This is a genomic window from Paraurantiacibacter namhicola (assembly GCF_001687545.1).
GTDB lineage: Bacteria > Pseudomonadota > Alphaproteobacteria > Sphingomonadales > Sphingomonadaceae > Paraurantiacibacter > Paraurantiacibacter namhicola.
The window spans coordinates 2,134,680-2,157,081 of record NZ_CP016545.1 but is presented as its reverse complement, the minus strand read 5'-3'; the positions used below and the strand labels follow the sequence as shown (position 1 = coordinate 2,157,081).

Genomic DNA, 22,402 nt, shown 5'->3' with positions numbered 1-22,402 from the left:
TATGGAAATCAAGGGTACTTACCAACTGCCGTGCAGCCCGCAGCGAGCCTGGGAGGCGCTGAACGATCCCGACCTGCTGAAGGCTTGCCTCAAGGGCTGCGAGCGGTTGGAGAAAACCGCCGATGATCGCTTCGAAGGTACTGTTGCGACGAAAATCGGCCCGGTTTCCGCGCGTTTCGACGGATCCATGACACAGACCGATGTCGTCGCGCCCGATCGCTGCACCATGGTTTTCGAAGGCAAGGGCGGGGTGGCGGGTTTCGCCAAGGGCTCCGCCGATGTGACGCTGGAAGAGGCTGAAGGCGGGACACTGCTGACCTACGTCGCCGATGCCAAGATTGGCGGGAAGCTGGCGCAGATGGGCGCGCGGTTGGTCGAAGGCACGGCGCGGTCCATGGCCGAGGATTTCTTTGGCAAGTTTTCTGCTGCCCTGGCAGCCGAACAAGGCGGCGCAGCCGATGCGGCTGTGGCGGCCGAGGCTGCGGCTACTGACGCTGCCAGTGCGAAGGCCGCAGGTTTGTCGCCTGTCTGGATCGCGCTGATTGCTGTCTTGGCGGCGTTGCTGGCCATCTACTGGCTGGCGTGACACAAGCGCGCCAGTGTTCGACGCGCCGCGCATCCTATCCTTCCTGCAGGAAACGCTGAGGCAGGGGCAGCCCGCCTGCCTCGTCACTGTCACGGACGTTACGGGCGCATCCGTGCGCAATCCGGGCGCGCATATGGCAGTCGCGGCCGACGGCAGCTTTGCGGGATCGCTTTCTGGCGGTTGCATTGAAAGGGCCGTGGTGAGCGAGGCGCTTGCAGCCATGGAAGCGGGCGCGCCGCACTGCATCGCTTACGGAGCAGGAAGCCCGATCATCGACATTCGCCTGCCATGTGGTGGGCGTGTCGATTTGCTGTTCACCCCCATAGCAGACACAGCGGCAGTCGATGCCTTGCTGATCCGGCTGGCTGCGCGGGAGGTGGCCGTACTCTCCCTGCCGACAGGCGAGGGAGTTCCCTTGGTTCTGGATGCGGGAGAGACGGGCTGGCAGGACAAAACATTCCTAGTGCGTCACCACCCGCCGTTGCGACTGGTGATCGCAGGTCACGGCGGAACGGTGGAGGCGCTGGTACGGCAGTCCGAAGCCCTTGGCATCGCATGCCATGTCGCCACGCCGGATGCCGATCTTGCAGAGGCACTCTCGGCCACGCATGCCGATGTGCGCCGCCTTATGCGCCTGGATGAAGCCCTCGGTTTCGCGCTAGACGGCTGGACTGCGGCGGCATTTTTCTTCCACGACCACGACTGGGAAACAGCATTGCTTGCCGAGGTATTGGGTTCCAGTGCCTTTTATGTCGGTGCGATGGGCAGCCGCGCGACGCATGCCGGCCGCATGGGCCTGTTGCAGGATGCCGGCGTGCCGGAGGGCGCGATAGCGCGCATCGTCGCCCCCATCGGTCTCATCCCGTCGTCACGCGATCCTGAGACACTGGCGTTGTCCGTGCTGGCGCAGGTGGTCGACAGCTATAATGAAATTATCGGGGCGCAGTTTCCGAACGCTGCAGCCGTGGCGGGCGAAGTCAGTCCTGCTTGAAGCGGAATGCCTGCAATGCCGTGTCCGCCCGCTTCAGTGCTGCGCGCACGGTTTCCATGTCGTCCTCGCCGATCGAGTCGAGCAATACGCCAACCACCTGCCGGCTGAGCAAGTTGGCTTCCTCTGCCACTTCGCGGCCCCTGTCGGTCAGCGAGGCGACGCGCACGCGCGAATCATCCTTGCCCTGCTCGCGCTGGATATAGCCAAGCTTCTCCAGCCGCTTGATCTGGTGCGAGATGGTGGATTGCGGCAACGCCATGATGCGTACGATTTCGCCCGCCGGAAGCGATCCGTGCTCCAGCAGGACCACCATCATGCGCGACATGATCAGGTCGACGCCCCAGACCTGGAAATAGGGATTGCAGGCCCGCGCCATCAGGGCGTTGAGCCGGTGCGTCAGGAACGAGATGCGGTCCATCAACGGGGGCAGCGGCAATCTGGTCTTTGCATCGCTCATGTCGCGCTGCTCCTGTCGTCCACGAATGTATCCGGATAACGGCCCAATAATGGCATTAGCAGCGCTGCGATAGCGAAGAATGTCCCCGCCACCAGGAAGCTGGTACCATAGCTGCCCGTGCGATCATGCAGCGAGGCAAACAGGAAGGGCGCGGTCGCACTTCCCATTGCTAGCCCCGCATAGGCCAGCGCGTAGATCTTGGAATAATGTGCCAGCCCGAAATAGCGGGCGGTCAGGAATGCCAGCAAATCCAGCTCAGCCCCGGCGGCAAGGCCGAGGATGGCGCAGGATGCAATCAGGATCGCTGGCGCCATCGCATCCTGCAGCACAAGGCAGGCGGCGGCGGGCAGCAGGAGGACGACCATGGCGACCCCTGGCGCCCAGATGCGGTCCACTACGAAGCCCACCAGCACGCGGCCGGGTATCATAGTGATGCCCACCGCTCCGGCGAAAGCTGCTGCGGCCTGCGCCTCGATACCCCGGTCGATCAATGCCGGGACGAGGTTTGTCAGCGTGCCGGAAATGGCGAGATATCCAAGCAGGATCGACAGGGCGAGGACCCAGAAACGATAATCGCGCAGCGCCTCGCCTACAGTGACGCCGGGCAGACCCGCGCTCGCCCCATCTCCGGCCCGGCGGCGTGCATCCGGTCTCAGCCAGACCCAGACCAGCGGCAGGGCAATCATTACGGGCAGCAGCGCCGTTCCGCGCAGCGCGATGCGCCAGCCGCCGTAAGCCTCCAGCGCGACGATGAGGCTGGGCAGAAGCAGCGCGACCAGCGCCGTGCCGACCAGGGCAAGCCCCAGCGCGGCCCCGCGCGCCTTTTCGAAACTGCCTGACACGACGCGCGACCACAGGACCGGGTTTGTCCCAGCGCCCAGGATCGCGGTGGCCGCAAAGCCCAGATAGAATATCGCAAGCGTACTGGCGTAGGACGCAACGAGCAGCCCGAGCGAGACGCCAAGGATCGAAGGGAGGGCGACCCTGCGAGCACCGAAACGGTCGATCATCCATCCCGTGACTGGAGCGGTCAAAGCGCCCAGTCCCGAGCTGAAAAGGATCGCCAGCTGGATATCGGCGCGGGCCCAGCCCAGCTCTGCCTCGATCGGGCGGGTCAGAGGGCCGATGGCGTAGAAAGGCAGCGCGATGGCGCTCAGGCCCACACCCACGGCGCAGGCGACCAGCAGCGTCCAGCCGCCGCGCAGTTCGTGCCAGCCTGCTGCACTGCTCAACTGGCGCCTCCAAAGCGTAGCGTCGCCTCGCCCAGACCCGGGCAATCGAGGTGGTAGGTTGCCGGGCCTTCCATCGGGATCATCGGGCCCATGGCGCCTGTCAGGATGATTTCACCGGGAGCCAGCGCGCGGCCGCGCCGGTGAGAATCCTCCACGAACCAGCGATAAACCCCCAATACGCTGCCCAAGCATGCCGATGCGCGGCCTTGGCTGATGGTTTCGCCGTCGCGCGTCAAATTCATCGTCGTCTCTTCGAAATCGGCATCCCGCGGCGAGGTCGATTGCGGTGCGCGCATCAGCCAGCCGCAGCAGGCGTTGTCCGCCGTCGCGCCGCCGATGGCGCTGGGCCAGCCAAGTAAGTGGGAATCGGCCACTTCGAATGCGGCGCTGACGCTGGCGAGGGATGCCAGCAGTTCGTCATCGCTGGCCCCGGCGGCAGGCATGAAGCCAACTTCCAGCAGCATCTCCCCCTCGATCCGCGGGCTGACGGTTCCTGCGGAATGCAGCATGGCGCCGTCTTCCAGCATCGTGTCGGCATAGATTACGCCCACCATCGGCTCATCCGCCCCGAACAGGTCCAGCGCGCCCTGCGATGTCAGGCCCAGCTTCCAGCCGATGGGCCTGCGCCCGGCCTTGGCAAACAATGCGTTGAGCCGGTCCTGGATCGCACGTCCACGCTCGGCATCGCGCGATGCAGCCAGCGCAGCTTCGTCTTCGATTGCCTGTCGATCTCGCCAGGCTGCGAACAGCTTGTCGGCAATGGTATTGTTCTGGCTGTGCATGTCATCAAACCTCGATTGCAATCGTATTACCGTCCCATTCGCGCGCCGCATCCGCGACCGCGCGATAGAAGTCGTGGAGTGACTGGTTGACGCGGTAGACCTCTACCATGTGCCCCAGTGCAGCGACTGTATCGACATAAGCGGCCCCGCGCTTTTCCGGCGTGACAAGCTCTGTGGAGACCTCGTGGCCAAGCGCGAGGTAATGCGCGAGCATCGCGTCGTAGTTTTCGGGAAACAGGGCGACGTGGTGCACGCCTTCCTCATCCGGGCCAAACATGTCGCGGAAGGCGGACGGGTTGCCGCAGTGCTGCATGACCAGCTCAATCTGTACTGGGCCAGCCTGCGCATGTGCCGCGCTGATATCGAGCGCGCTCGGCTTCCCGCGATAGGACACGGGATCGAGACCAATGTGCCGCCTGAGAAGGAAGGGACCAATCCCCATCAGCTGCGCGAAACGCGGCATGGCCTCATCGATATCGGCGACATGGTAAGCGACCTGCACAAAATGCTGGCGGCCGGGCGTGCTCGGCTGCGGCGTCACCTGTCCCTCCCCTTTATATCGAAATCGATACTTCACCCTCGCACCGTTTGATGTCAATAAGGCTGGGAAGGGGAGGCCGGGCAGCAATGACGCGGGAGCAGACACCGGAAGGCGTGGTGCGCGCATTTATTGCGGCATGGTGCGGCCCGGACCTCGACCAGGTTTGCGCCATGCTGGGGCAGGATGTGATCTATCACAATATTCCGATGGATCCGCTGGTGGGCAAAGGCGCCGTTGAGGCATACCTTCGCGCCGCCGGCCCGTTCGAGGACAGCGACTGGGAATTGCTGCATATCGCCGCCAATGGAGAGCATGTGCTGACCGAGCGGATCGACCGCATGGTGAAGGGCGGCAAGCCGATTGCGCTGCCGCTTATGGGCATATTCCGCGTATCGGGCGGGCTGATCTGCGAATGGCGCGACTATTTCGATCTCGCGATGTATCGCAGCCAGATGGCCTAGGGTGAGGGATCTATTGGGAGTGTTGCCGCAATGAAACTGGGCCTTGAAGGGCGCACCGCACTGGTGATGGCAGGAAGCCAGGGGATCGGCCTCGCATCCGCGCAGGCCTTCCATGCGGTGGGCGCCAATGTGGCGATCTGCGCGCGCTCCCAGGGTCCGCTGGACGCGGCAGCTGCAAGCATGCCGGGCTGCCTTGCCATGACGGCAGATGTCACCGACGAAGGGAATATCGGCGCTTTTGTGGAGGCTGCGCGGGAGAAATTCGGCGCGGTCGACATCCTGGTAAACAATGCTGGCGGTCCGCCGCCGGGCCTGTTCGCCGATCTAAAGGACGATGACTGGGCGAAGGCTGTCGAACTCACGCTCATGTCCGCCATCCGCGCCACCCGCGCGGTGCTGCCGGGAATGCAGGAGCGCGGCTGGGGGCGGATCGTCAATATCTCCAGCTTCGGCGTAAAGCAGCCGGTGCCCAATCTAACGCTGTCGAACAGTATCCGCATGGCCGTGCTGGGCTGGGCGAAGACGCTGTCGAACCAGGTCGGGCCGGACGGGATCACAGTAAATACGGTGTGCCCCGGCTGGACCCGCACTGCGCGCGTCGAAAAGCTATTCGCGCAGCAATCGGCTGACACCGGCAAGAGCGAGGACGAGATTGAAACTGCATTGGTGCAGGGCATCCCGCTGCGCCGCGCGGGCGAGGCGGAGGAGATCGCCAATTGCGTCGTCTTCCTCGGCTCCGATGCGGCAAGCTACATTACGGGTTCGGCCATCGCGGTCGATGGCGGCGTCGCGCAGGGCTACGCATGAGCCTCGCGGACGCCCGCGTGATTGACATCCATGCCCATGCGGTGATGGAGGAGACGTTCGGCACTGCGGGCGAATTCGGGCCTGAGCTGACCGAAGAGGACGGCGTGCCAGTCTTCCGCATCGGCAGCTACAAGCTGCGCGGGGTGAAATATCGCGGCAGCGCCTTCATGGACCCCGAGGTGCGCGTGGCGGCGATGGACCGGGCCGGGATCGACTGGCAGCTGCTCTCGCCCAATCCGCTGACCTATTTCCACTTCATCCCGGCAGCCGAGGCCATCGCCTTCTGCCGCCGCCACAACGACACCATGGCGGCCTTGGCGTCAGCACGGCCCGACCGGCTGGGCGGCGCTGCAGCCCTGCCAATGCAGGATGTGCCCGCCGCGATTGCGGAACTGCGCCGCGCGGTGCGCGAGCTGGGCCTCAAGGCCGCCTATATCGGCACCGACATGCCGCACGGGCTCGACGATCCAAGTATGGATGCCTTCTACGAGACCGTGTGCGAGCTAGACGTGCCGCTATTCATCCATCCCGCGCCTGCCGGCATCGACGGTCCTGCTGCGAGCCCGGCGCTGTCGAAATACGAGCTCGACATCATGCTCGGCTTCACCATGCAGGAATCGATTGCCGTGGCGACGTTGCTGTTCGGCGGCGTGCTGCATCGCCATCCCAGACTCGATGTCTGCATCAGTCATGGCGGCGGCGCGCTGGCGCTGGTGTGGGGGCGGCTTGAACACGCGGCACACAAGCGCGCCTGGGCGCCCGACCACCTGCACCGCGACGGGGCCTTTGCCGAGCAGCTGGGTCGGCTGTGGTACGATATCCACATGCATGACGACCGCGCATTGGAGCTGCTGGTGGAGCGCGTGGGGACCGATCGCCTCGTCTACGGCACCAACTTCGCCGGATGGGATGCGCCCGAGAAATTCCGCGTGCCGACCATGGACGTGCCGCTGGCGGACAATGCGCGAAGACTGCTGCGGGGCTAGACCCCGCGCGTTACGCCCAGGCCCATGCCGCCATCGACGGTCAGCGTGGTCCCCGTGGTGAAATCGCTTTCCAAGAAATAGCCGACCGCCTGAGCGATATCCTCGCCTTGGCCAAGCCGGTCGATCGTCTGGATGGTGTGGAGCGTTTCATAGCGAGCCTTGGCCTCTTCCTCGCTTGCCAATCCGGCGCGCACATTGATTTCGGTCAGCACGCTGCCGGGGATTATGCAGTTCACGCGGATGCCGCGATCGCCCAGTTCGGCAGCATAGACCTTGGAAAGTGTCTGCACTGCCGCCTTTGTTGCGGCATAGGGCGATGCGCCGGGGAAGGCGCGCTGCGTGTGGACCGACCCGACAAACAGCACCAGGCCCTTGCTCTGGGCGAGATACGGGGTCGCAAGGCCCGTCAGCATCATCGCGCCTACGACATTGGCATGAAAGATGGCGAGCAACTCCTGCTCGTCCAGCTCCTCGACCGGCCCGCGCACCATATTGCCGGCATTGTTGAACAGGCAATCCAGCCTGCCGCCCGCATGGTCCGCTGCTGCCTCGATCATGGCAACGCGGTCCGCCGCCACGGTCACGTCGCCGGCGATGCCGTTACAGCCAATTTCTGCGGCTTTTTCCGCGATCCGGTCTGCGCGGCGGCCGGTGATCGTCACTTTCGCGCCGCGCGTGGTCAGATAGCGTGCCGTGGCCTCTCCCAGGCCCGAACCTCCGCCTGTTATCAGCACGCTCTGTCCTGCAACCTCACGCATTCCCGGTCTCCTTCAACCATTCAAGCTGCGCGGCGATCAGCTCGCGGTGGCCGGGCGCATTGATCGAGCGGGCATCATGCCCAAGCGCATCGACTGCAACGCGGCCTTCTCCGAATGTCCTGATCCAGGCGAGCGGCTGCGGGCCTTCCTCGATCTCGCATGTGGCAAGTACTGTGCAGTCCTCTGCCGGATCGAGATTGTGATAGGCTTCGTCGAGCAATTCGAACGCATCCGGTCCCGCAGAAAGTTTTGCCCCCGCATCGCTCAGCTGCACGCGCATCTTGCCCATCGGCGGGTGATGCGAGCGACCCCACGACCAGCCACCGCCCATGACACGGTGCCAGCGCGGCTGCGTGTCGAAGCAGATCGTACCGACGTGTTGGACATGCAGGCGTCCGCCGCCGGAGACATATTGTTCGATCGCGTTCATGTGCTGGTAAGGCAGGGCGTAGGCGTATGCTGCGCGGTCCGGCGCATACTTTTCATGTTGTACCATCGACCAATGAAGTGCGTTCACCGCAAGCAGCGCCGGGCCTTCGGCAAGCATCGCGACAGCGGTATCGATATCCCCCTCCAGGTGCGGCTCCAATCCCGCCTCCGCGATTAGCGCGGCGAGGGCAGGTGAGGAGTCCTCGAAAGGGTGGGAATAGCCTCCGGTGAGCAGGATCGCCTTGCGCGACACTATTCGCGCGGCAGGTTCTTGAGCACGGCATGGGTCACCGCACCATCGACGACCAGGTCGTGCCCGTTGATATAGGCTCCCTCGGCGGAATCTAGGAAGGCGACGGCGTTGGCAATATCCTCAGGCGTGCCGAGACGGCCGAGCGGGACGCCCCTGCTGCGCGCCGCGCGCACTTTCGGGTCAGCATAGATCGGCGTCGACATGCCGCCATCGATGAAACCGGGGGCAATGGAGTTGAAGCGTACGCCGTGCTCGCCATACTCCAGCGCAAACTGCTTCATCAGCTGCTTCACTGCCGCCTTGCTGGCCGGATAGGCCCCGGATCCGGGACCGGGGGAATAGGCGTTAATCGACGTAAGCGAGATGACATGCCCGCTGCCGCGCTGCGCCATTCGCCGCGTGGCGGACCTGGCCGTCCAGAACACGCCCATCGTGTTCACTTCCATGACCAAGCGGATATCCTCATCGCTCTGGTCCGCAAGCGGGCCGAAACGTACGATTCCGGCGTTGTTCACCAGCAGGTCTGGCGCTTCGCCAAAATTATCGAATGCGGCTTCCACAGCGGCCGGATCGCTAACATCGCATGGCAGCGGTACGGCCCCGTCGACGGCGCTGCAGCGTGCCTCGACCGCTCCACTGTCACGATCGAGTATGCCCACCCGGTAGCCTTTCCCGGACAGCGTTTCCGCGATCGTAGCGCCGATCCCGTTGGCGCTGCCGGTGATGATTGCGCTGCGGCTCATGCAATTTCCTTTGTGAATTTCACGGGATAGCGCCCCCAATTGGGGCGCTTGGTCTTTGTGTCGGGGGTTGGCGGATCGTCACGCAGCCTGCGCGCGCCGAGTTCGAGCAGCTTGATCACAATCAGTGGCACGATGCCGAATTGCGCCTTCGCCGGGTCCGTGCCGGGCTTCGCAACAAGGCCCCCGTCGAGTTCGCGGCCGAGGCACACATGGACGCCGATCCCGAAGGCCAGGCCGGAGCGCATGACGCCCACGGGCACGTCGCGGTCCGGGTTGAATGTGCCCGCATCGGATCCGAATATCGCCTCGCTGCGGTTGGCATTGAACAGGTCGAGTTCGACACGGTCGCCCTCCGGCATGTCGCCCGCCCCCTGGACGCTCATCGGGCAGACGCTCTTGCGCCATGCCTCGGGGCTGGCCGGGTGCAGACGCAGGCTTTCGTGGACGCAGTGCTGTACGAAGACCGGGTCCTCCAGCCGCTTCCACCGCGCCTGATCCTCGCCGGCCCATGTCTGGATTTCCTCCAGCGCATGGACGACCGAATTGGCGGTCGAATGCGAACCGGCCTGCATGTAGAAACCGATTTCGCGAACGCGCTGCGCCTGCGTGAACTGCAGTTCGTCCTGCGCTTTCAGGATCACGGTCAGCACATCGCGGGGAAGGGTATCCTCCTCCACTTCGCCGCGCTCCACCTGCGCGATCAGGTCCTCGCGCCGCGCAATCGAGGCCTGCAGGAAATCCCGGTCGAATTCGGCCAGCGCTTCTCGCACTTCGGCGGTCAGTTCATCCTTGTCGCGCGTGGAATGCACCATGGTGGCGCCTTCGCTCATCTTCTTGACGAGCCGGATGAGCTGCGCAGTTTCTTCCGGCGTCCGCGCAGGCCGATCCACCCCGGCAAAATCGGCGGTGAGGTTTACTGTGAGCCGATAGCCGAGCTCGATCAAATCGCCGCCGCCTGCCGCTACAAAGGGCGCGATGGTCTCCTCCAGCGTGGCGGGAAAGACCTCTTTTTCGTAATATTTGAAGAAGTTGCGGCGGAAAACGCGAATTTCTACCTCGCGGCGCTTCTGGTGCGCTTCGCCGTGAAGCACAAGCAGCGTATCCTTGGTTATCACCTCGCCCGCATCGTAAAGCGCCTGTCGGAGGCCGGTATTGCGTAGCGCCGCCTCGCAATCGCGATAATCCGCCAGACGGTGAACCTGCATCAGATCAGCGCTTCGTCGGGCTTGAAGACCACCGGGTATTCGGACCAGGTGATGCGCGTGATCGTCTCGTCCTTCTTGGGCACGCCCTCCGGATCGCGCTGGACGCCGAACTTGAGCAATGCCTCCACGATCAGCGGCACGGTACCGTACTGGTGATCCTCCGGTGTGGAATTGGGCTTGGGTTCGACCCCGATGGCAAGGTTGCGGCCAATGCAGGCGTGCATGCCGTAGCCCATCGACAGACCATAGGGCATCTTGCCGCGCGTCACCTCTCGGTGCGGATTATATGTGTCGGGCGCATCACCGAAGAATTCCGGATTGCGATTGGCCGCGCGCATATTGACCACGACCTCGTCGCCTTCAGGCACCTCGTCGCCCTGGGCGAGGGTTACCGGGCATAAGGCGCGGCGCTTGGCGACCGGGCTCGATGGGTGCAGCCGCAGGCTTTCGAATACGCAGCGCTGGATGAAATAGGGATCATCCTTGAGCAGCGCGATATCCTGAGGGTTTGCATCGAGCCATTCGAACAACTCGTGCATCGCATGGGCGAGCGAGTGGATCGTCGTATGCGCGCCCGCCAGCATGTAGAAAATGCCCTCCTGCAGGAACTGCTCGTCAGTCATCTGCAGTTTTTCCTGGCCCAGGATCAGCGCCATCAGCACGTCGTCGGGAAGCTCTTCCTTTTCCATGCGACCGGCCTCGACTTCGGCCAGCATGGCCTCGCGGCGGCGGCGCGAGGGCGTCAGGAAGCGGGTATCGAATTCGCCCATCGCTTCGCGGATGCGGGCCTTCTTGGGCTCGAGATCATCCTCCAGCGATTGGCCAAGCGCGGGCGCGAGGCTGAATTCCTTGAGAAGGCGCAGAAGCTCGCCGGTTTCCTCGGCACTGCGTTCGGGGCGGTCGATGCCGGCGAAATCGACCGTGAGATTCATCATCACGCGGTAGCCGATGTCGACAAGGTCGCCGTGCCCTGCTTCCAGGAACGGCCGGATGGTCTCGTCGAGCGTGCGTGGGAGGAAGGTTTTCTCGTATTTGAGGAACACGTCCTTGCGGAAGATCGTACCTTCCACCAGCCGCCGCGCCCGGTGTTCCTGTCCGTGCAAATTCACAAGCACATCGCTCATCATGATGGCGGCGGCGTCGTACAGCGACTGCCGCAGTGCAGGCTGCTTCAGCGCGTGGACACAGCCGTCATAAGTGGTGACTTCGTGTTCTGACATCACTTCCAGCCCAATGTGGTTGCGCGGGTTGCGGGTAGGGTCGAATAGTTGGAAACGCGCCACGAAGGCAGGCCGGTCCGGGTTGGCAGCGGGGTCTCGGTATCGATCCGCCGTCCGCCCTTGAAAATATGCTTCATGCCTTGCGGGCGGCCGAGAAGGGTGACGTCCTTCGTCACGTCGCCTTCCACCACGATGACATCGGCGATGCGGCCTTTTTCCAGCGTGCCCAGCTTGTCTTCCATCTTGAGCGCGCGGGCGCCTTCGCGGGTGGCGCAGATCATGGCCTCTTCAGGGGACAGGCCCATGTTCTCGACGAAGACCTGCAATTCGCGCCAGTGCCATTCGCCATAGGGCGTGATGGAGAAGCCGCTTTCGGTCCCGCAAAGGAAGGGCACGCCCGCATCATAGGCGCGGCGCAGCTGGACGCAGCTTTCCTCGATTTCCTTGGCGAACAGCGCCTTCAGGTAAGGACTGGCGCCGATCGCATCGCCATGCTCGGCCAGGACCGCCTGAAAGGTAAGTGTTGGTACAATCGGCGTATTGTGCTCGATTACCGCCTCGAGTGCTTCCTCGTCCATGTAAGTGGCGTGGAGGATCATGTCGAAGCCAGCGCGCGCGGCATCGCGGGTGGAGCTGGCGTTCCGGCAGTGGCCGGTCACCGGCAGGCCCAGCTCGTGCGCGGTGTCGACCGCCAGCTTCAGTTCGTCATAGGTCCAGACCTGTATCTCACCCTCGGCGCGTTGGCGGGGGATCAGGCCGGTAACATGGATCTTGATCCAGTCGACACCGCGCTTTGCCTGGTTGCGGATTTCGGTAACGATCTCGTCCTTGGTGCGGGTGACCTTGAGATAACCGATCGCCCCTTCGTCAGGCACCAGCATACCAGCCGTGCCGCCGACCGAAGTGAACAGCGCATTCCCGCCGCAAGTCATGCGCGGACCCTCGCACACGCTGCCCTCGATCGCGTCGCGCAGGTCGAGCGAGACGCTGTAGATGGTGTCGGCATCGAACAGGCTGGTCACGCCTGAGCGCAGCACCTTCTGCACATTATGCGCGGCGACCAGCGCGGACAGGCCCTCGCGCCGATGGAAGAAGAGCTCGTCGTTTGAATGCGGCTCGTCGAAACTGATGTGGCAATGGGCGTCGATCAGGCCGGGCATCACGGTGCAGCCGCTGGCATCGATACGGCGCACGTCGTTGCGGCCTTCTGCCCAGTCGAGCGCTGCCTGCCCAGTGGCGGCAATCGCGCCGTCGAAGGCGATTGGCTGCACGCTGGAGACCGCGCCGGTCGCGTCGAAGACGAGACCATTCTCGATCAGGGTTGCTGCGTCGCTCTGGTTCACGGTGATCCTCCAAGGACATTTATATCGACATCGATATTTATCGCAAGCCTCATGGCTCCTGCCGTCCACAAAGCGCCAGATGGCAGCAAGGTCCGCGATTTTGCGTACGTCTGCCCGGGGAAAGCGGTCGCCATTGGCTTAGGGGCGTGCGCGTCTCGGCGCGCCGGTGGACAAGGGCCGCGCAAACAGGCAACCCGCTCTCCATGATCTGGCCTTGGCCGATAGCAGGAGAATAGCGCGGTGGATTTCGGATTGAGCGACCGGCAGGCCGCTATGCGCGACCGGGTGCGGACCTTCGTCGATGAACATCTCCGCCCGCGCGATGCCGATTACAAGGCGGCAGAGCAAGCCGCCAGCGAGGCCGGTGACCGCTGGCAGCCTAATCCCGTTATCGAGGAGCTGAAGCCCGCCGCGCGCGAGGCCGGTCTGTGGAACCTCTTCATGCCGCCCCATTCCGGGCAGGAGCATGTCGACGACAGCTACACCTTCGAAGGCGAGCAGTTGTCCAACCTCGAATACGCCCTCTGCGCCGAGGAAATGGGCCGCATTCACTGGGCCAGCGAGGTCTTCAACTGTTCGGCCCCCGATACCGGCAATATGGAAGTGCTCTATCGCTACGGGACGCGCGAGCAGAAGGACCGCTGGCTGACCCCGCTGATGAATGGCGAGATCCGCAGCGCCTTCCTGATGACGGAGCCCGATGTCGCGTCTTCCGACGCCACGAACATCCAGGCCAGCATCATCCGCGATGGCAACGGTTGGGTGGTCAATGGCCGCAAGTGGTGGTCCAGCGGCGCGGGCGATCCGCGCTGCGAGTTGGCCATCGTCATGGGCAAGTCTGACCCGGACGGCTCGCGCCACGGCAGCCAGTCCATGATCCTGCTGCCGATGGACACGGCTGGCGTAACGATCGAACGGATGCTGAGCGTCTATGGCTATGACCACGCGCCGCATGGCCATGCCGAAATCAGCCTGGAGGATGTGCGCCTGCCTGCCGATGCCATCCTGCTGGGCGAGGGGCGCGGGTTCGAGATCGCTCAGGGCCGCCTGGGGCCGGGGCGCATCCATCACTGCATGCGCACCGTGGGCGTGGCGGAAGAAGCGCTGGAGGCCATGTGCCGCCGCCTCACCAGCCGCGTGGCCTTCGGCAAGTTCATCTACCAGCAGAGCGTGTGGGAAGAACGCGTCGCGCGCGCCCGGATTGATATCGAGATGAGCCGCCTCCTATGCCTGAAAGCGGCCGACATGATGGACCGCGCCGGCAACAAGGCCGCAAAGACCGAGATCGCGATGATCAAGGTGCAGGCACCGAACATGGCGCTGTCCATCCTCGACGATGCCATACAGGCACATGGCGGGGGCGGCGTCAGCCAGGATCACGAGCTGGCCGCGACCTGGGCCAGCATCCGCACGCTGCGCTTCGCAGACGGCCCGGACGAGGTGCACAACCGCGCCATCGCGCGTAGCGAATTCGCGAAATACACGGACCTGAAGGCGAAGCCGGGCACGGCGGTTTAAGCCGCGCGCCGCACGGCGCGTCCGGGCGTTACAATCCGGCGGCGATGGTCACCCCGCCGTCGATCACCATCATCTGCCCCGTCATCCATGCGCCGGCATCGCTGGCGAGGTAGACGGCCGCCCCGGCGATGTCGCCCGGTTCGCCAAGGCGCCGCATCGGCGTTGCGGCCGCCGTGCGGTCATGCATCTTCTGGTCTTCCCACAGCGCGCGGGCGAAGTCCGTCTTCACGACGCCGGGCGCAATCGCATTGATGCGGATATTGTCCTTGCCAACTTCCACCGCGTAATTGCGCACCAGTTGGAAATCCGCCGCCTTGGAGATGTTGTAGGCGCCGATATTGGCCGATCCGCGCAGGCCGCCGATGCTGGATACCACCACGATGGCTCCGCCGCCGCTGGCCCGCATGTCCGGCAGGCAAAGCTGCACCAGCCAGTGATTGGAGAGGACATTGTTGTCCAGGATCTTGCGGAACTGGTCATCCGAGATACCGTCCATCGATCCGTAATAGGGATTGCTTGCCGCATTGCAGACGAGGATGTCGACCGGGCCGAGGTGCTCGCGCGTTTCGGCCACGAGGTTTTCCAGCGCGGGCTTTTCCGAGATGCTGGCTGCGATGGCCACCGCGCGGGTTTCGCCGTGCTTCGCATTGATGGCCGCGGCGACTTCTTCGCAGCTTTCCTGCTTGCGGCTGGAGATCACGACGCGCGCCCCATGATCGGCCAGCTCTTCCGCGATGGCGCGGCCGATCCCGCGTGAGGATCCGGTGACGATGGCGATCTTGCCCGAACAGTCAAACAGCGACATGCGTGGTAACTCCTTGAAATTCCGAAATGTCAGGCGCCGGCCTTGCGGGCGAAATCCCATGCCGCAGCAGCCAGCGGCTCGACCAGCGCGGCCTTGGAATGGGCATCCTTGCCAGAGGCATTGCCGTCGATGATGCGCTTGCGAATGCCCTGCAGGATGCCGACAAGCCGGAAGAGATTGTAAGCGAAATACCAGTTCATGTCCGGCACGCCGCTGCGGCCTGTTGCCGCGCAATATCGCTCCGTCACTTCCTCCAGCGATGGGATGCCAAGCTCTGCCAGGTCCAGCCCGCCCAGCTGCGCATTGCGGCCCGTGCGGGGCAGGGCCCAGTTCATGGCAAGATAGGTGAAATCGGCCAGCGGATCGCCAAGCGTCGAAAGCTCCCAGTCCAGCACCGCGCTGACGGTGGGCGCATCGGGAGCGTAGATGAGGTTGTCGATCCGGTAATCGCCGTGGATGATGCTGGTGCGGTCCTGCTGCGGCACGGTGTCCGGAAGCCAGGCAATCAGCCGTTCGACCTCTTCCAGCTCCTCGGTCTGCGCGGCGCGGTACTGCTTGGTCCAGCGGGCAACCTGCCGCTCGAAGTAATTGCCGGGCGCGCCGTAATCGCCAAGTCCCGCCTCGGCCGGGTCGACGGCATGCAGCCGGGCCAGCGCATCGACCATCGCGAGATAGGCGGGGCCGCGGTCTTCGCGCGGCAATTCCGGCAGTGCGCCGTCCCAGAAGGTACGGCCTTCGACGAGCTCCATGACGTAGAAGGCGGAGCCGATGACCTCGTCATCCTCGCACAAGGAGTAGGGTTTTGCGACGGGCAGGCCCATGGGATGCAGTCCGCTGATCAGGCGATACTCGCGCTCCACCGCATGGGCAGACGGCAGGATCGGGCCGAAGGGTTTGCGCCGCAGGACGTAATTCGTCCCGCCATAGCTCAGCCGGTAAGTCGGGTTGGACTGGCCGCCGGGAAACTTTTCCAGCGACAGGTCTCCGCTGCCCGATGGCAAACTGTCCTTGAGCCATTCGAGGAGGCGCGGGCCATCCAGGTCGGCAAACGTGCCGCCTTCGCTATTGTCCATGTCACGGTCTCCTCTCACCAGCTGGGCACGCCATAGGTTGGCCGATTGCCGATGCACAACCACAAAGCCTGTTCGCGCGGCGATTGGGATTTGCGGGCCGAGCGCCCATATGGGCGATACGCGCGCGTGGACATGGCCATCCGCGATCTGGCACAATCGCATTTTGCAAACGGACATCGCACATGAACACGAAGATGCTGATCGGCGGGAAGCTGGTCGATGGCGCAGGAAAGCTCGATGTCGTGAACCCGGCGACGGGCCGCAGCTTCGTCCAGGCCGAGCGGGCGGACGAGGCGCAGCTGGAACTCGCCGTTTCATCCGCGAAGCAGGCCTTCCCCGCATGGGCTGCGTGCGGCTGGGAGGAACGGGCAGGCTACGTGTCCCGGCTGGCCGATGGGCTGGAGGAAGTGAAGGATGACCTTGCCCGCCTGCTGACCATGGAACAGGGCAAGCCGCTGAACCAGGCGAAGGGCGAAATTGCCGCCGGCATCCAGGAAATGCGCCATGTTGCCGGCCAGCGGATCGAACCGGTCGTGCTGCGCGAGGACGCCCGCACCCGCATCATCGAACATCGCACGCCGCTGGGCGTGGTCGCGGCAATCACGCCGTGGAACTTCCCGTTCCTGATGGTGACGCAGAAGATCGGCCCGGCGCTGATGGCGGGCAACACGGTGGTCGCAAAGCCGGCGCCCACCACGCCGATGATCGCACTGGCAATCGCTGCCGTTGCAGCGGATGTGCTGCCTGCTGGCGTGCTGAACGTGATCGTCGATGACAATGATCTTGGCGCGAAGCTTTCAGGTCACCGCGACGTGGCGAAGGTGACTTTCACCGGTTCCACCGTGACGGGACGAAAGGTCGGTGCGGCTGGTGCCGACACGCTGAAGCGCATCACGCTGGAGCTGGGCGGCAATGATGCGGCCATCGTGCTGGACGATGTGCGCGTGGCAGATGTCGCGCCGTCCATCTTCCGCGCTGCGACCATGAACGCCGGGCAGGTCTGCCTCGCCACGAAGCGCGTCTATGCGCCCGCGCCGCTGTATGATGAATTGTGCGATGCACTCGCGAAGCTGGCCAGCGAGGCGGTGGTCGATGATGGCGACAAGCAGGGCACGCAGATCGGCCCGATCCAGAACCGCATGCAGTACGAGAAGTTGCTGGGTTACCTGGATGACGCGAAGGCGAACGGCACTGTGATCGCAGGCGGCCATCCGCTTGAGCGGGAAGGCTATTTCATCGCACCCACGATCGTGCGCGACATTCCCGATGATGCGGCCCTGGTGCGCGAAGAGCAATTCGGGCCGGTACTGCCGGTGCTGAAATACGATGATATCGACGATGCCATCGCCCGCGCGAATGACAGCGAATATGGCCTTGGTGGCATCGTCTGGGCCGGGGATACGCAGCGCGGCGTGGAGGTGGCGATGAAGATCAACACCGGCACCGTGTGGGTCAACAAGGGCGTGGAGATCCCATCCGATATCCCGTTCGGGGGTGCGAAGCAGTCCGGCATTGGCCGCAAGGGCGGTGACGAAGGGCTGGAGGCATTCACCCAGCCGCATATCGTCAACGTCGCGCTCGGCTGAGAAGGCAGCCGGCCCGGCGGCTCAGCCTGCCTCGTCGACCCATCCCTTGCGCAGGGCCGGGCCTGCCGCAGCCAGCAGCGCGGCGGCGAGCAGGTACAGGGCGAGCCCGAACAGCATCGAATACCGCAGCGCCTCGTCGCCATAGGCGGGCTTCAGCGCGTCGGAGAATGCGCCCAGCGCGTAGATACCGCCGGCAAGGCCAATGAGGTTGTTGATCAGCAGGAACAGCGCCGATGCCGTGGCGCGCAGGCGCGGTTCCACCAAATGCTGCACAGCGGACAGGATCGGGCCCAGCCAGAAATAGACCAGCGCCTGCGGGATGATAAAGATGAAAAAGGCGAGCGTTGGGTTTTCGCTCAGGATTCCGGCGGCGAAGAGCGGCACGGCGAGCACGAAGGCGACGGCGGGAAGCCTCGTGTAAAAAGCACGATCTTTTTTCCCAATTTTGTCAGCGAGTATACCGCTGGCTAGGATGCCTGCCACACCCCCACTTAAAAGCAATCCAGCTACAAATCTCGAAGCTTCTTGCAGGTCAAATTCGAAGCTACGCATTAAGAATGCTGGGAACCAGAAGGCGAGTCCGTACCCAATCATGGATGCCGACGCTGCACCTAGTGCCATCAGCCAAAACGCTTTTTTGCGGCGCACAATGGCCCAAGTCTCCCCGATCGTATCCCAGAATGCCGAGGGCGTGTTGGCGGGTGCGACGGGTTCCGGTACGTCCTTCACAATCCATAGGAACAGCGGGGCGATCAATATGCCCGCAAGACCAACGGTTATAAAGGCCGCTCGCCAATCCACATTGGCAGCGATATAGCCGCCAGCGAGCAAACCAAACGCGCTGCCCAGCGGGATCCCGAGTGAATAGACGGATATGGCGCGGGCGCGATGAGTGCTGGGGAAATAATCGGCGATAAGCGCGTAGGATGGCGCCACGCCCCCCGCCTCTCCGACACCCACGCCCATGCGCGCCAGGAACATCTGCCAATAGGCGTGTGTAAGGCCGAACAGGGCGGTGAATCCACTCCATACGACCAAGGCGGCGGCGATCACTTTACTTCGGCTCGTCCGGTCGGCCAGCGCGCTAAATGGTATGGCCATCGTGGAATAGAGGATAGCAAAGGGCAAGCCGCCGAGCAGGCCCATTTGTGTGTCGCTGAATCCTGTTTCGTCTTTAATCGGTTCAACGAGGATGGACAGGATCTGCCGGTCGAGGAAGTTGAAGATATAGACCAGCAGCAGCATGCCGAGCACGACATTGGGCTGCGACGTGCGCGCGGGTTGGGTGGCCGGCTGGCTCAACGGACTGGGGCTGCGTAGCTGATCAGGCCGCGTCCGAGCGGCGCGCCAGCTTCACCGCAAGCGCGATCAGCGGCGGCACAAAGACGAAGCTCAGCACCACCTTGGCGATCACTTGCCCGATCAGCAGGTTCGTGATGTCGAACTCACCATAGAAGGCCAGCGTGATGAAGATGACGCTGTCCACCGCTTGCGACAGGGCGGAAGCGATCCCGCCGCGCAGCATCAGGCCGAATGTGTTGGCGTCGCCGCTCCCGTCCCCGCGCAGCCGGTCGAAGATCCACACGTTCAGCAGCAGGGAAACGATATAGGCCGCAGGGCCGGCCAGCATCACGCGCCACAGCTGGTTATGCACCCGCTCGAAAGCAGCGAGGTCCTCGCCTCGGAAGTCCACCATCTCGGTCGATGCGGGCAATTGCAGGACCAGCGTCATCAGCGCGGCGGAGAGCAGGAGCGGCAGGAACCCCCACCAGACCAGCCTGTTGGCCATCGCGCGGCCGTAAAGCTGCGCAACCGTGCTGGAGATCACCACCAGCAGCAGGAAGGCGAAGATGCCCGCCTCCACCGCCAGATCTGTGGGCCACAGCTGCACCTGCTTGTAAGCCAGCACGCCGGCAATCACGGTCATGCCGCCGTAGATAAGGGCCATGATGAACATGGGGCGGGCGATGGGTGCGTCGTTCTTGGTCGTGTCCATGCGCGGCATCCTTATTGCGGTGCCAGCGCATTGCAAAGCGCCCCCGCCATTCCATCCGCAACTTATGGACAAGCTGTCTTTGGCCTTTGACGGGCAGGGCGCTTTAGGCGAAAGGGCGAGTCCCCACACAGGTTACTCGGGAAACCAATGGCCGCGCAGCTTCTGCCTCTCGCCGGGATCGCAGCGATCCTCTTCATCGCCTTCCTGCTTTCGACAGGAAAAAGGCGAATCCGGCTTCGTGTCGTCGGCGCGGCCTTTGCGCTGCAGGCCGTGATGGCGCTGCTGGTCCTGCGCACGCCATGGGGCGTGTCGGCGATCCAGTTCCTGTCCGACGGCGTGATTGCGCTGCTCGATTATTCAAAGGTCGGGATCGAGGCGATCTTCGGATCGATGGATGCCAATCCCTTCACCAACACCTTCGTGATTGCCGCGCTGCCGGTGATCATCTTCTTCGCGGCGATCGTCTCCATTCTCTATCACTGGGGCATCATGCAGCGGCTGGTTCGCTGGGTGGGCGGCGCGATCGGCTGGATCACCGGCATCAGCAAGGTCGAGGCGCTGGGCAGCGCGGCCAATATCTTCGTCGGCCAGTCGGAAAGCCCGCTGGTCGTGCGCCCCTATCTCGCCAGCCTTTCGCCCAGCCGCCTGTTCACGCTGATGAGCGTGGGCATGGCCGGTGTGGCAGGCACGATCCTGGCGGCTTACGCCAGCTTCATCGGCAGCGAAGCCGTACCCTTCCTGCTGGCGGCCGCCTTCATGTCCGCACCGGGCGGCATCCTGATGGCCAAGATCATTATGCCGGACGACGAGAGCGATCTTGCACGCGATGCGGCGGAACTGGCCGAGATCGAGCTTCCCGAAGCGCGCATCAGCGCGGAAGGCCCTGCGGCCCTGACCGAAGGCGGCAAGCCGCACGAAGTCCAGATGGCCGAGACCTTCGAGGAAGGGCACAAGCCCGCCAACGTGATCGAGGCCGCCGCACAAGGCACGCAGACCGGCGTGAAGCTGGCCGTGGCCGTGGGCGCCATGGTCATGGTGTTCGTGGCGCTGGTGGCGCTGGCCAACGGCATCCTCGGCGGCGTGGGCGGCTGGTTCGGCTATCCCGACATCAGCTTCCAGCAATTGCTCGGCTTCGTCTTCGCGCCCGTCATGGTCCTGCTGGGTATCCCCTGGCAGGAAGCGCAGGTTGCAGGCGGCCTGTTCGGCACCAAGATCGTGCTCAACGAATTCGTCGCCTTCATCGAGCTGGGCGCCATGGAGGCCGGCGTGCTGAGCGAGCGGACCACCGCCATCGTGACATTCGCGCTGTGCGGCTTTGCCAATTTCAGCTCCATCGCCATCCAGATGGCGGTCACCGGCGGGCTCGCGCCCAACCAGCGGCCCGTCATCGCGAAGCTGGGCCTGCGCGCCCTGGCCGCTGGCTCGCTCGCCAATTTGATGTCCGCTGCTCTGGCGGGCCTGTTCCTGTCAGTCTAAGATAGCCAGATGTCCGATATCGCATCCGTTTCGATCGCCCGCCCGCTGGAAGAAGTCTCCGCGGAACTGGGCCGTAGCTTCGAGGAATACGGTTTCGCCGTCATCCGCGACCATGGCATCCCGCAGGAGTTGATCGACCGCGCCGAGGAACTCTCCAAGCAGTTCTTTGCGCTGCCGGACGATGTGAAGCGGGCCTACAAGATCGAAGGCGGCGGCGGCGCGCGCGGCTACACGCCCTTCGGCACGGAGAAGGCCAAGGACGCCAAGGTCCACGACCTGAAGGAATTCTGGCACGTCGGGCGCGACCTGCCGGCCGACCATCCGCTGGCCGAATACATGGCCCCCAATGTCTGGCCATCCGAAGTCGACGGCTTCCGCGAGACTTTCGAGGCGCTTTATGCAGCCTTCGAGGAAGCGGGCCTGCGCGTATTGGAAGCCATCGCCCTGCACCTGGGGCTGGACCGGCACTGGTTCGCACCCACCGTGAAGGACGGCAATTCCGTCATGCGCCTGCTGCGCTACCCCCCGCTTGAGGGCAAGGAAGCCGAAGGCGCAATCCGGGCGGCGGCGCATGGCGATATCAACACCATTACCCTGCTGCTGGGTGCGGAAGAAGCGGGCCTGGAGCTGCTGACCGCAGACGGCGAGTGGAAGGCCGTGGACGTGCCGGAGGGCGCGCTGGTCATCAACATCGGCGACATGCTGGACCGGCTGACCAATTCGAAGCTGGTTTCCACCAAGCACCGCGTTGTGAACCCGCATGGCGAGGCCGCGTACCGGGCACGCTATTCCATGCCGTTCTTCCTGCACTTCCGGCCGGACTTCACGATCGAGACGCTGCCCGGCTGCATCGACCCGGATAATCCGGACGATCACCCCGATTCGATTTCCAGCCACGAATTCCTGCTGCAGCGCCTGCGCGAGATCAATCTGGCCTGAGGCGCAGCCTCGGTCCGTCGCATCCACGCAATATGTCACACCATGTTGCATTGCAGCAACAGGGGGCGGAATCTGCAAGAAATGCAGGGGTTTGCGGACCACCCCAAGTGGTTACTGCGGGCAACCTTTCCACAGTCACAAAACTGTCATGGATTCAACGCACTTGTGTCACGCACCGTGGGTAGCGAAAGCGCCGAGCCAGTGGGTCCCGGCCT

General features: G+C 63.9%; 23 protein-coding genes. 9 read left to right on the top strand and 14 right to left on the bottom strand.

The features are described from left to right. Position 1 precedes the first annotated feature (1 nt). Both A6F65_RS10535 and A6F65_RS10530 read left to right on the top strand, forming a co-directional pair. The gene (locus A6F65_RS10535) at positions 2 to 586 is read left to right on the top strand and encodes a CoxG family protein (protein ID WP_067788515.1); all 585 of its coding nucleotides are present in this window, start codon (positions 2 to 4) and stop codon (positions 584 to 586) included. A gap of 13 nt (positions 587 to 599) precedes the next feature. Next, positions 600 to 1,577 carry an XdhC family protein gene (locus A6F65_RS10530; RefSeq protein WP_169817024.1) on the top strand — a complete coding sequence of 326 codons (978 nt, stop codon included), beginning with the start codon at positions 600 to 602 and terminating at the stop codon, positions 1,575 to 1,577. On the opposite strand, the gene A6F65_RS10525 is transcribed toward A6F65_RS10530, so the two are convergent. Genes A6F65_RS10525 through A6F65_RS10510 form a run of 4 tightly spaced genes read right to left on the bottom strand, consistent with a single transcriptional unit; the run spans position 1,564 to position 4,589 of the window. Continuing rightward, on the bottom strand, positions 1,564 to 2,034 hold the full coding sequence (locus A6F65_RS10525; RefSeq protein ID WP_067788513.1) for a MarR family winged helix-turn-helix transcriptional regulator: 471 nt from the start codon (positions 2,032 to 2,034) through the stop codon (positions 1,564 to 1,566). The genes A6F65_RS10530 and A6F65_RS10525 overlap by 14 nt on opposite strands. Continuing rightward, positions 2,031 to 3,266, bottom strand: coding sequence for an MFS transporter (locus tag A6F65_RS10520; protein ID WP_067788512.1), 1,236 nt, complete (start codon positions 3,264 to 3,266; stop codon positions 2,031 to 2,033). The genes A6F65_RS10525 and A6F65_RS10520 overlap by 4 nt, the downstream gene beginning before the upstream one ends. Continuing rightward, positions 3,263 to 4,048 (bottom strand): 2-keto-4-pentenoate hydratase, encoded by a 786-nt coding sequence (locus A6F65_RS10515; RefSeq protein WP_067788510.1) that lies wholly within the window; start codon positions 4,046 to 4,048, stop codon positions 3,263 to 3,265. Before A6F65_RS10515 ends, A6F65_RS10520 begins: the two co-directional genes overlap by 4 nt. Positions 4,049 to 4,052: 4 nt before the next feature. After that, positions 4,053 to 4,589 carry a VOC family protein gene (locus A6F65_RS10510; RefSeq protein ID WP_169817023.1) on the bottom strand — a complete coding sequence of 179 codons (537 nt, stop codon included), beginning with the start codon at positions 4,587 to 4,589 and terminating at the stop codon, positions 4,053 to 4,055. An 86-nt stretch (positions 4,590 to 4,675) separates the two neighbouring features. On the opposite strand from A6F65_RS10510, the gene A6F65_RS10505 reads away from it, so the two are divergent. From A6F65_RS10505 to A6F65_RS10495, 3 genes are read left to right on the top strand one after another with little or no spacing between them, the layout of a single operon-like run. Further along, a complete protein-coding gene (locus A6F65_RS10505; protein WP_067788508.1) occupies positions 4,676 to 5,050 on the top strand; it encodes a limonene-1,2-epoxide hydrolase family protein in 375 nt (124 codons plus the stop codon). Between the two features lie 30 nt (positions 5,051 to 5,080). Continuing rightward, positions 5,081 to 5,857 (top strand): SDR family oxidoreductase, encoded by a 777-nt coding sequence (locus A6F65_RS10500; protein WP_067788505.1) that lies wholly within the window; start codon positions 5,081 to 5,083, stop codon positions 5,855 to 5,857. Then, positions 5,854 to 6,843 carry an amidohydrolase family protein gene (locus A6F65_RS10495; protein ID WP_083989448.1) on the top strand — a complete coding sequence of 330 codons (990 nt, stop codon included), beginning with the start codon at positions 5,854 to 5,856 and terminating at the stop codon, positions 6,841 to 6,843. The genes A6F65_RS10500 and A6F65_RS10495 overlap by 4 nt, the downstream gene beginning before the upstream one ends. Here A6F65_RS10495 and A6F65_RS10490 read toward each other — a convergent pair. Genes A6F65_RS10490 through A6F65_RS10465 form a run of 6 tightly spaced genes read right to left on the bottom strand, consistent with a single transcriptional unit; the run spans position 6,840 to position 12,794 of the window. Beyond that, positions 6,840 to 7,601: an SDR family NAD(P)-dependent oxidoreductase gene (locus A6F65_RS10490; protein WP_067788503.1), complete on the bottom strand. Its 762-nt coding sequence runs from the start codon at positions 7,599 to 7,601 to the stop codon at positions 6,840 to 6,842. The genes A6F65_RS10495 and A6F65_RS10490 overlap by 4 nt on opposite strands. Further along, on the bottom strand, positions 7,594 to 8,283 hold the full coding sequence (locus tag A6F65_RS10485) for a ThuA domain-containing protein (protein WP_067788501.1): 690 nt from the start codon (positions 8,281 to 8,283) through the stop codon (positions 7,594 to 7,596). The genes A6F65_RS10490 and A6F65_RS10485 overlap by 8 nt, the downstream gene beginning before the upstream one ends. Continuing rightward, positions 8,283 to 9,026 (bottom strand): SDR family NAD(P)-dependent oxidoreductase, encoded by a 744-nt coding sequence (locus A6F65_RS10480; RefSeq protein WP_067788499.1) that lies wholly within the window; start codon positions 9,024 to 9,026, stop codon positions 8,283 to 8,285. Before A6F65_RS10480 ends, A6F65_RS10485 begins: the two co-directional genes overlap by 1 nt. Then, positions 9,023 to 10,231, bottom strand: coding sequence for a cytochrome P450 (locus tag A6F65_RS10475; RefSeq protein WP_067788496.1), 1,209 nt, complete (start codon positions 10,229 to 10,231; stop codon positions 9,023 to 9,025). Before A6F65_RS10475 ends, A6F65_RS10480 begins: the two co-directional genes overlap by 4 nt. After that, the gene (locus A6F65_RS10470; protein ID WP_067788494.1) at positions 10,231 to 11,451 is read right to left on the bottom strand and encodes a cytochrome P450; all 1,221 of its coding nucleotides are present in this window, start codon (positions 11,449 to 11,451) and stop codon (positions 10,231 to 10,233) included. Before A6F65_RS10470 ends, A6F65_RS10475 begins: the two co-directional genes overlap by 1 nt. Continuing rightward, entirely contained in the window at positions 11,451 to 12,794 is a 1,344-nt protein-coding gene (locus A6F65_RS10465) for a metal-dependent hydrolase family protein (RefSeq protein WP_083989446.1), read from the bottom strand. Before A6F65_RS10465 ends, A6F65_RS10470 begins: the two co-directional genes overlap by 1 nt. A 240-nt stretch (positions 12,795 to 13,034) precedes the next feature. Here A6F65_RS10465 and A6F65_RS10460 point away from each other — a divergent pair, with 240 nt between their 5' ends. Further along, positions 13,035 to 14,312, top strand: a complete 1,278-nt coding sequence (locus tag A6F65_RS10460) for an acyl-CoA dehydrogenase family protein (RefSeq protein WP_067788492.1) — start codon at positions 13,035 to 13,037, stop codon at positions 14,310 to 14,312. Between the two features lie 28 nt (positions 14,313 to 14,340). On the opposite strand, the gene A6F65_RS10455 is transcribed toward A6F65_RS10460, so the two are convergent. Then, positions 14,341 to 15,117 carry an SDR family oxidoreductase gene (locus A6F65_RS10455; RefSeq protein WP_067788489.1) on the bottom strand — a complete coding sequence of 259 codons (777 nt, stop codon included), beginning with the start codon at positions 15,115 to 15,117 and terminating at the stop codon, positions 14,341 to 14,343. 29 nt (positions 15,118 to 15,146) lie between these two features. Further along, positions 15,147 to 16,190, bottom strand: a complete 1,044-nt coding sequence (locus A6F65_RS10450) for a phosphotransferase family protein (RefSeq protein ID WP_067788487.1) — start codon at positions 16,188 to 16,190, stop codon at positions 15,147 to 15,149. Positions 16,191 to 16,372: 182 nt separating this feature from the next. On the opposite strand from A6F65_RS10450, the gene A6F65_RS10445 reads away from it, so the two are divergent. Further along, a complete protein-coding gene (locus tag A6F65_RS10445) occupies positions 16,373 to 17,776 on the top strand; it encodes an aldehyde dehydrogenase family protein (RefSeq protein ID WP_067788484.1) in 1,404 nt (467 codons plus the stop codon). A 21-nt stretch (positions 17,777 to 17,797) separates the two neighbouring features. Here the strand turns inward: A6F65_RS10445 and A6F65_RS10440 are convergent, their stop codons facing one another. Together A6F65_RS10440 and A6F65_RS10435 are read right to left on the bottom strand one after the other, a co-directional pair. After that, positions 17,798 to 19,021, bottom strand: coding sequence for a spinster family MFS transporter (locus A6F65_RS10440; RefSeq protein ID WP_067788480.1), 1,224 nt, complete (start codon positions 19,019 to 19,021; stop codon positions 17,798 to 17,800). 79 nt (positions 19,022 to 19,100) lie between these two features. Continuing rightward, positions 19,101 to 19,772 (bottom strand): queuosine precursor transporter, encoded by a 672-nt coding sequence (locus A6F65_RS10435; protein ID WP_067790527.1) that lies wholly within the window; start codon positions 19,770 to 19,772, stop codon positions 19,101 to 19,103. Positions 19,773 to 19,919: 147 nt separating this feature from the next. Between A6F65_RS10435 and A6F65_RS10430 the strand changes: the two genes are divergently transcribed. Together A6F65_RS10430 and A6F65_RS10425 are read left to right on the top strand one after the other, a co-directional pair. Then, positions 19,920 to 21,248, top strand: coding sequence for a NupC/NupG family nucleoside CNT transporter (locus tag A6F65_RS10430; protein ID WP_067788477.1), 1,329 nt, complete (start codon positions 19,920 to 19,922; stop codon positions 21,246 to 21,248). A 9-nt stretch (positions 21,249 to 21,257) separates the two neighbouring features. Continuing rightward, entirely contained in the window at positions 21,258 to 22,187 is a 930-nt protein-coding gene (locus A6F65_RS10425; RefSeq protein WP_067788475.1) for an isopenicillin N synthase family dioxygenase, read from the top strand. The last annotated feature ends 215 nt before the right edge of the window (positions 22,188 to 22,402 follow it).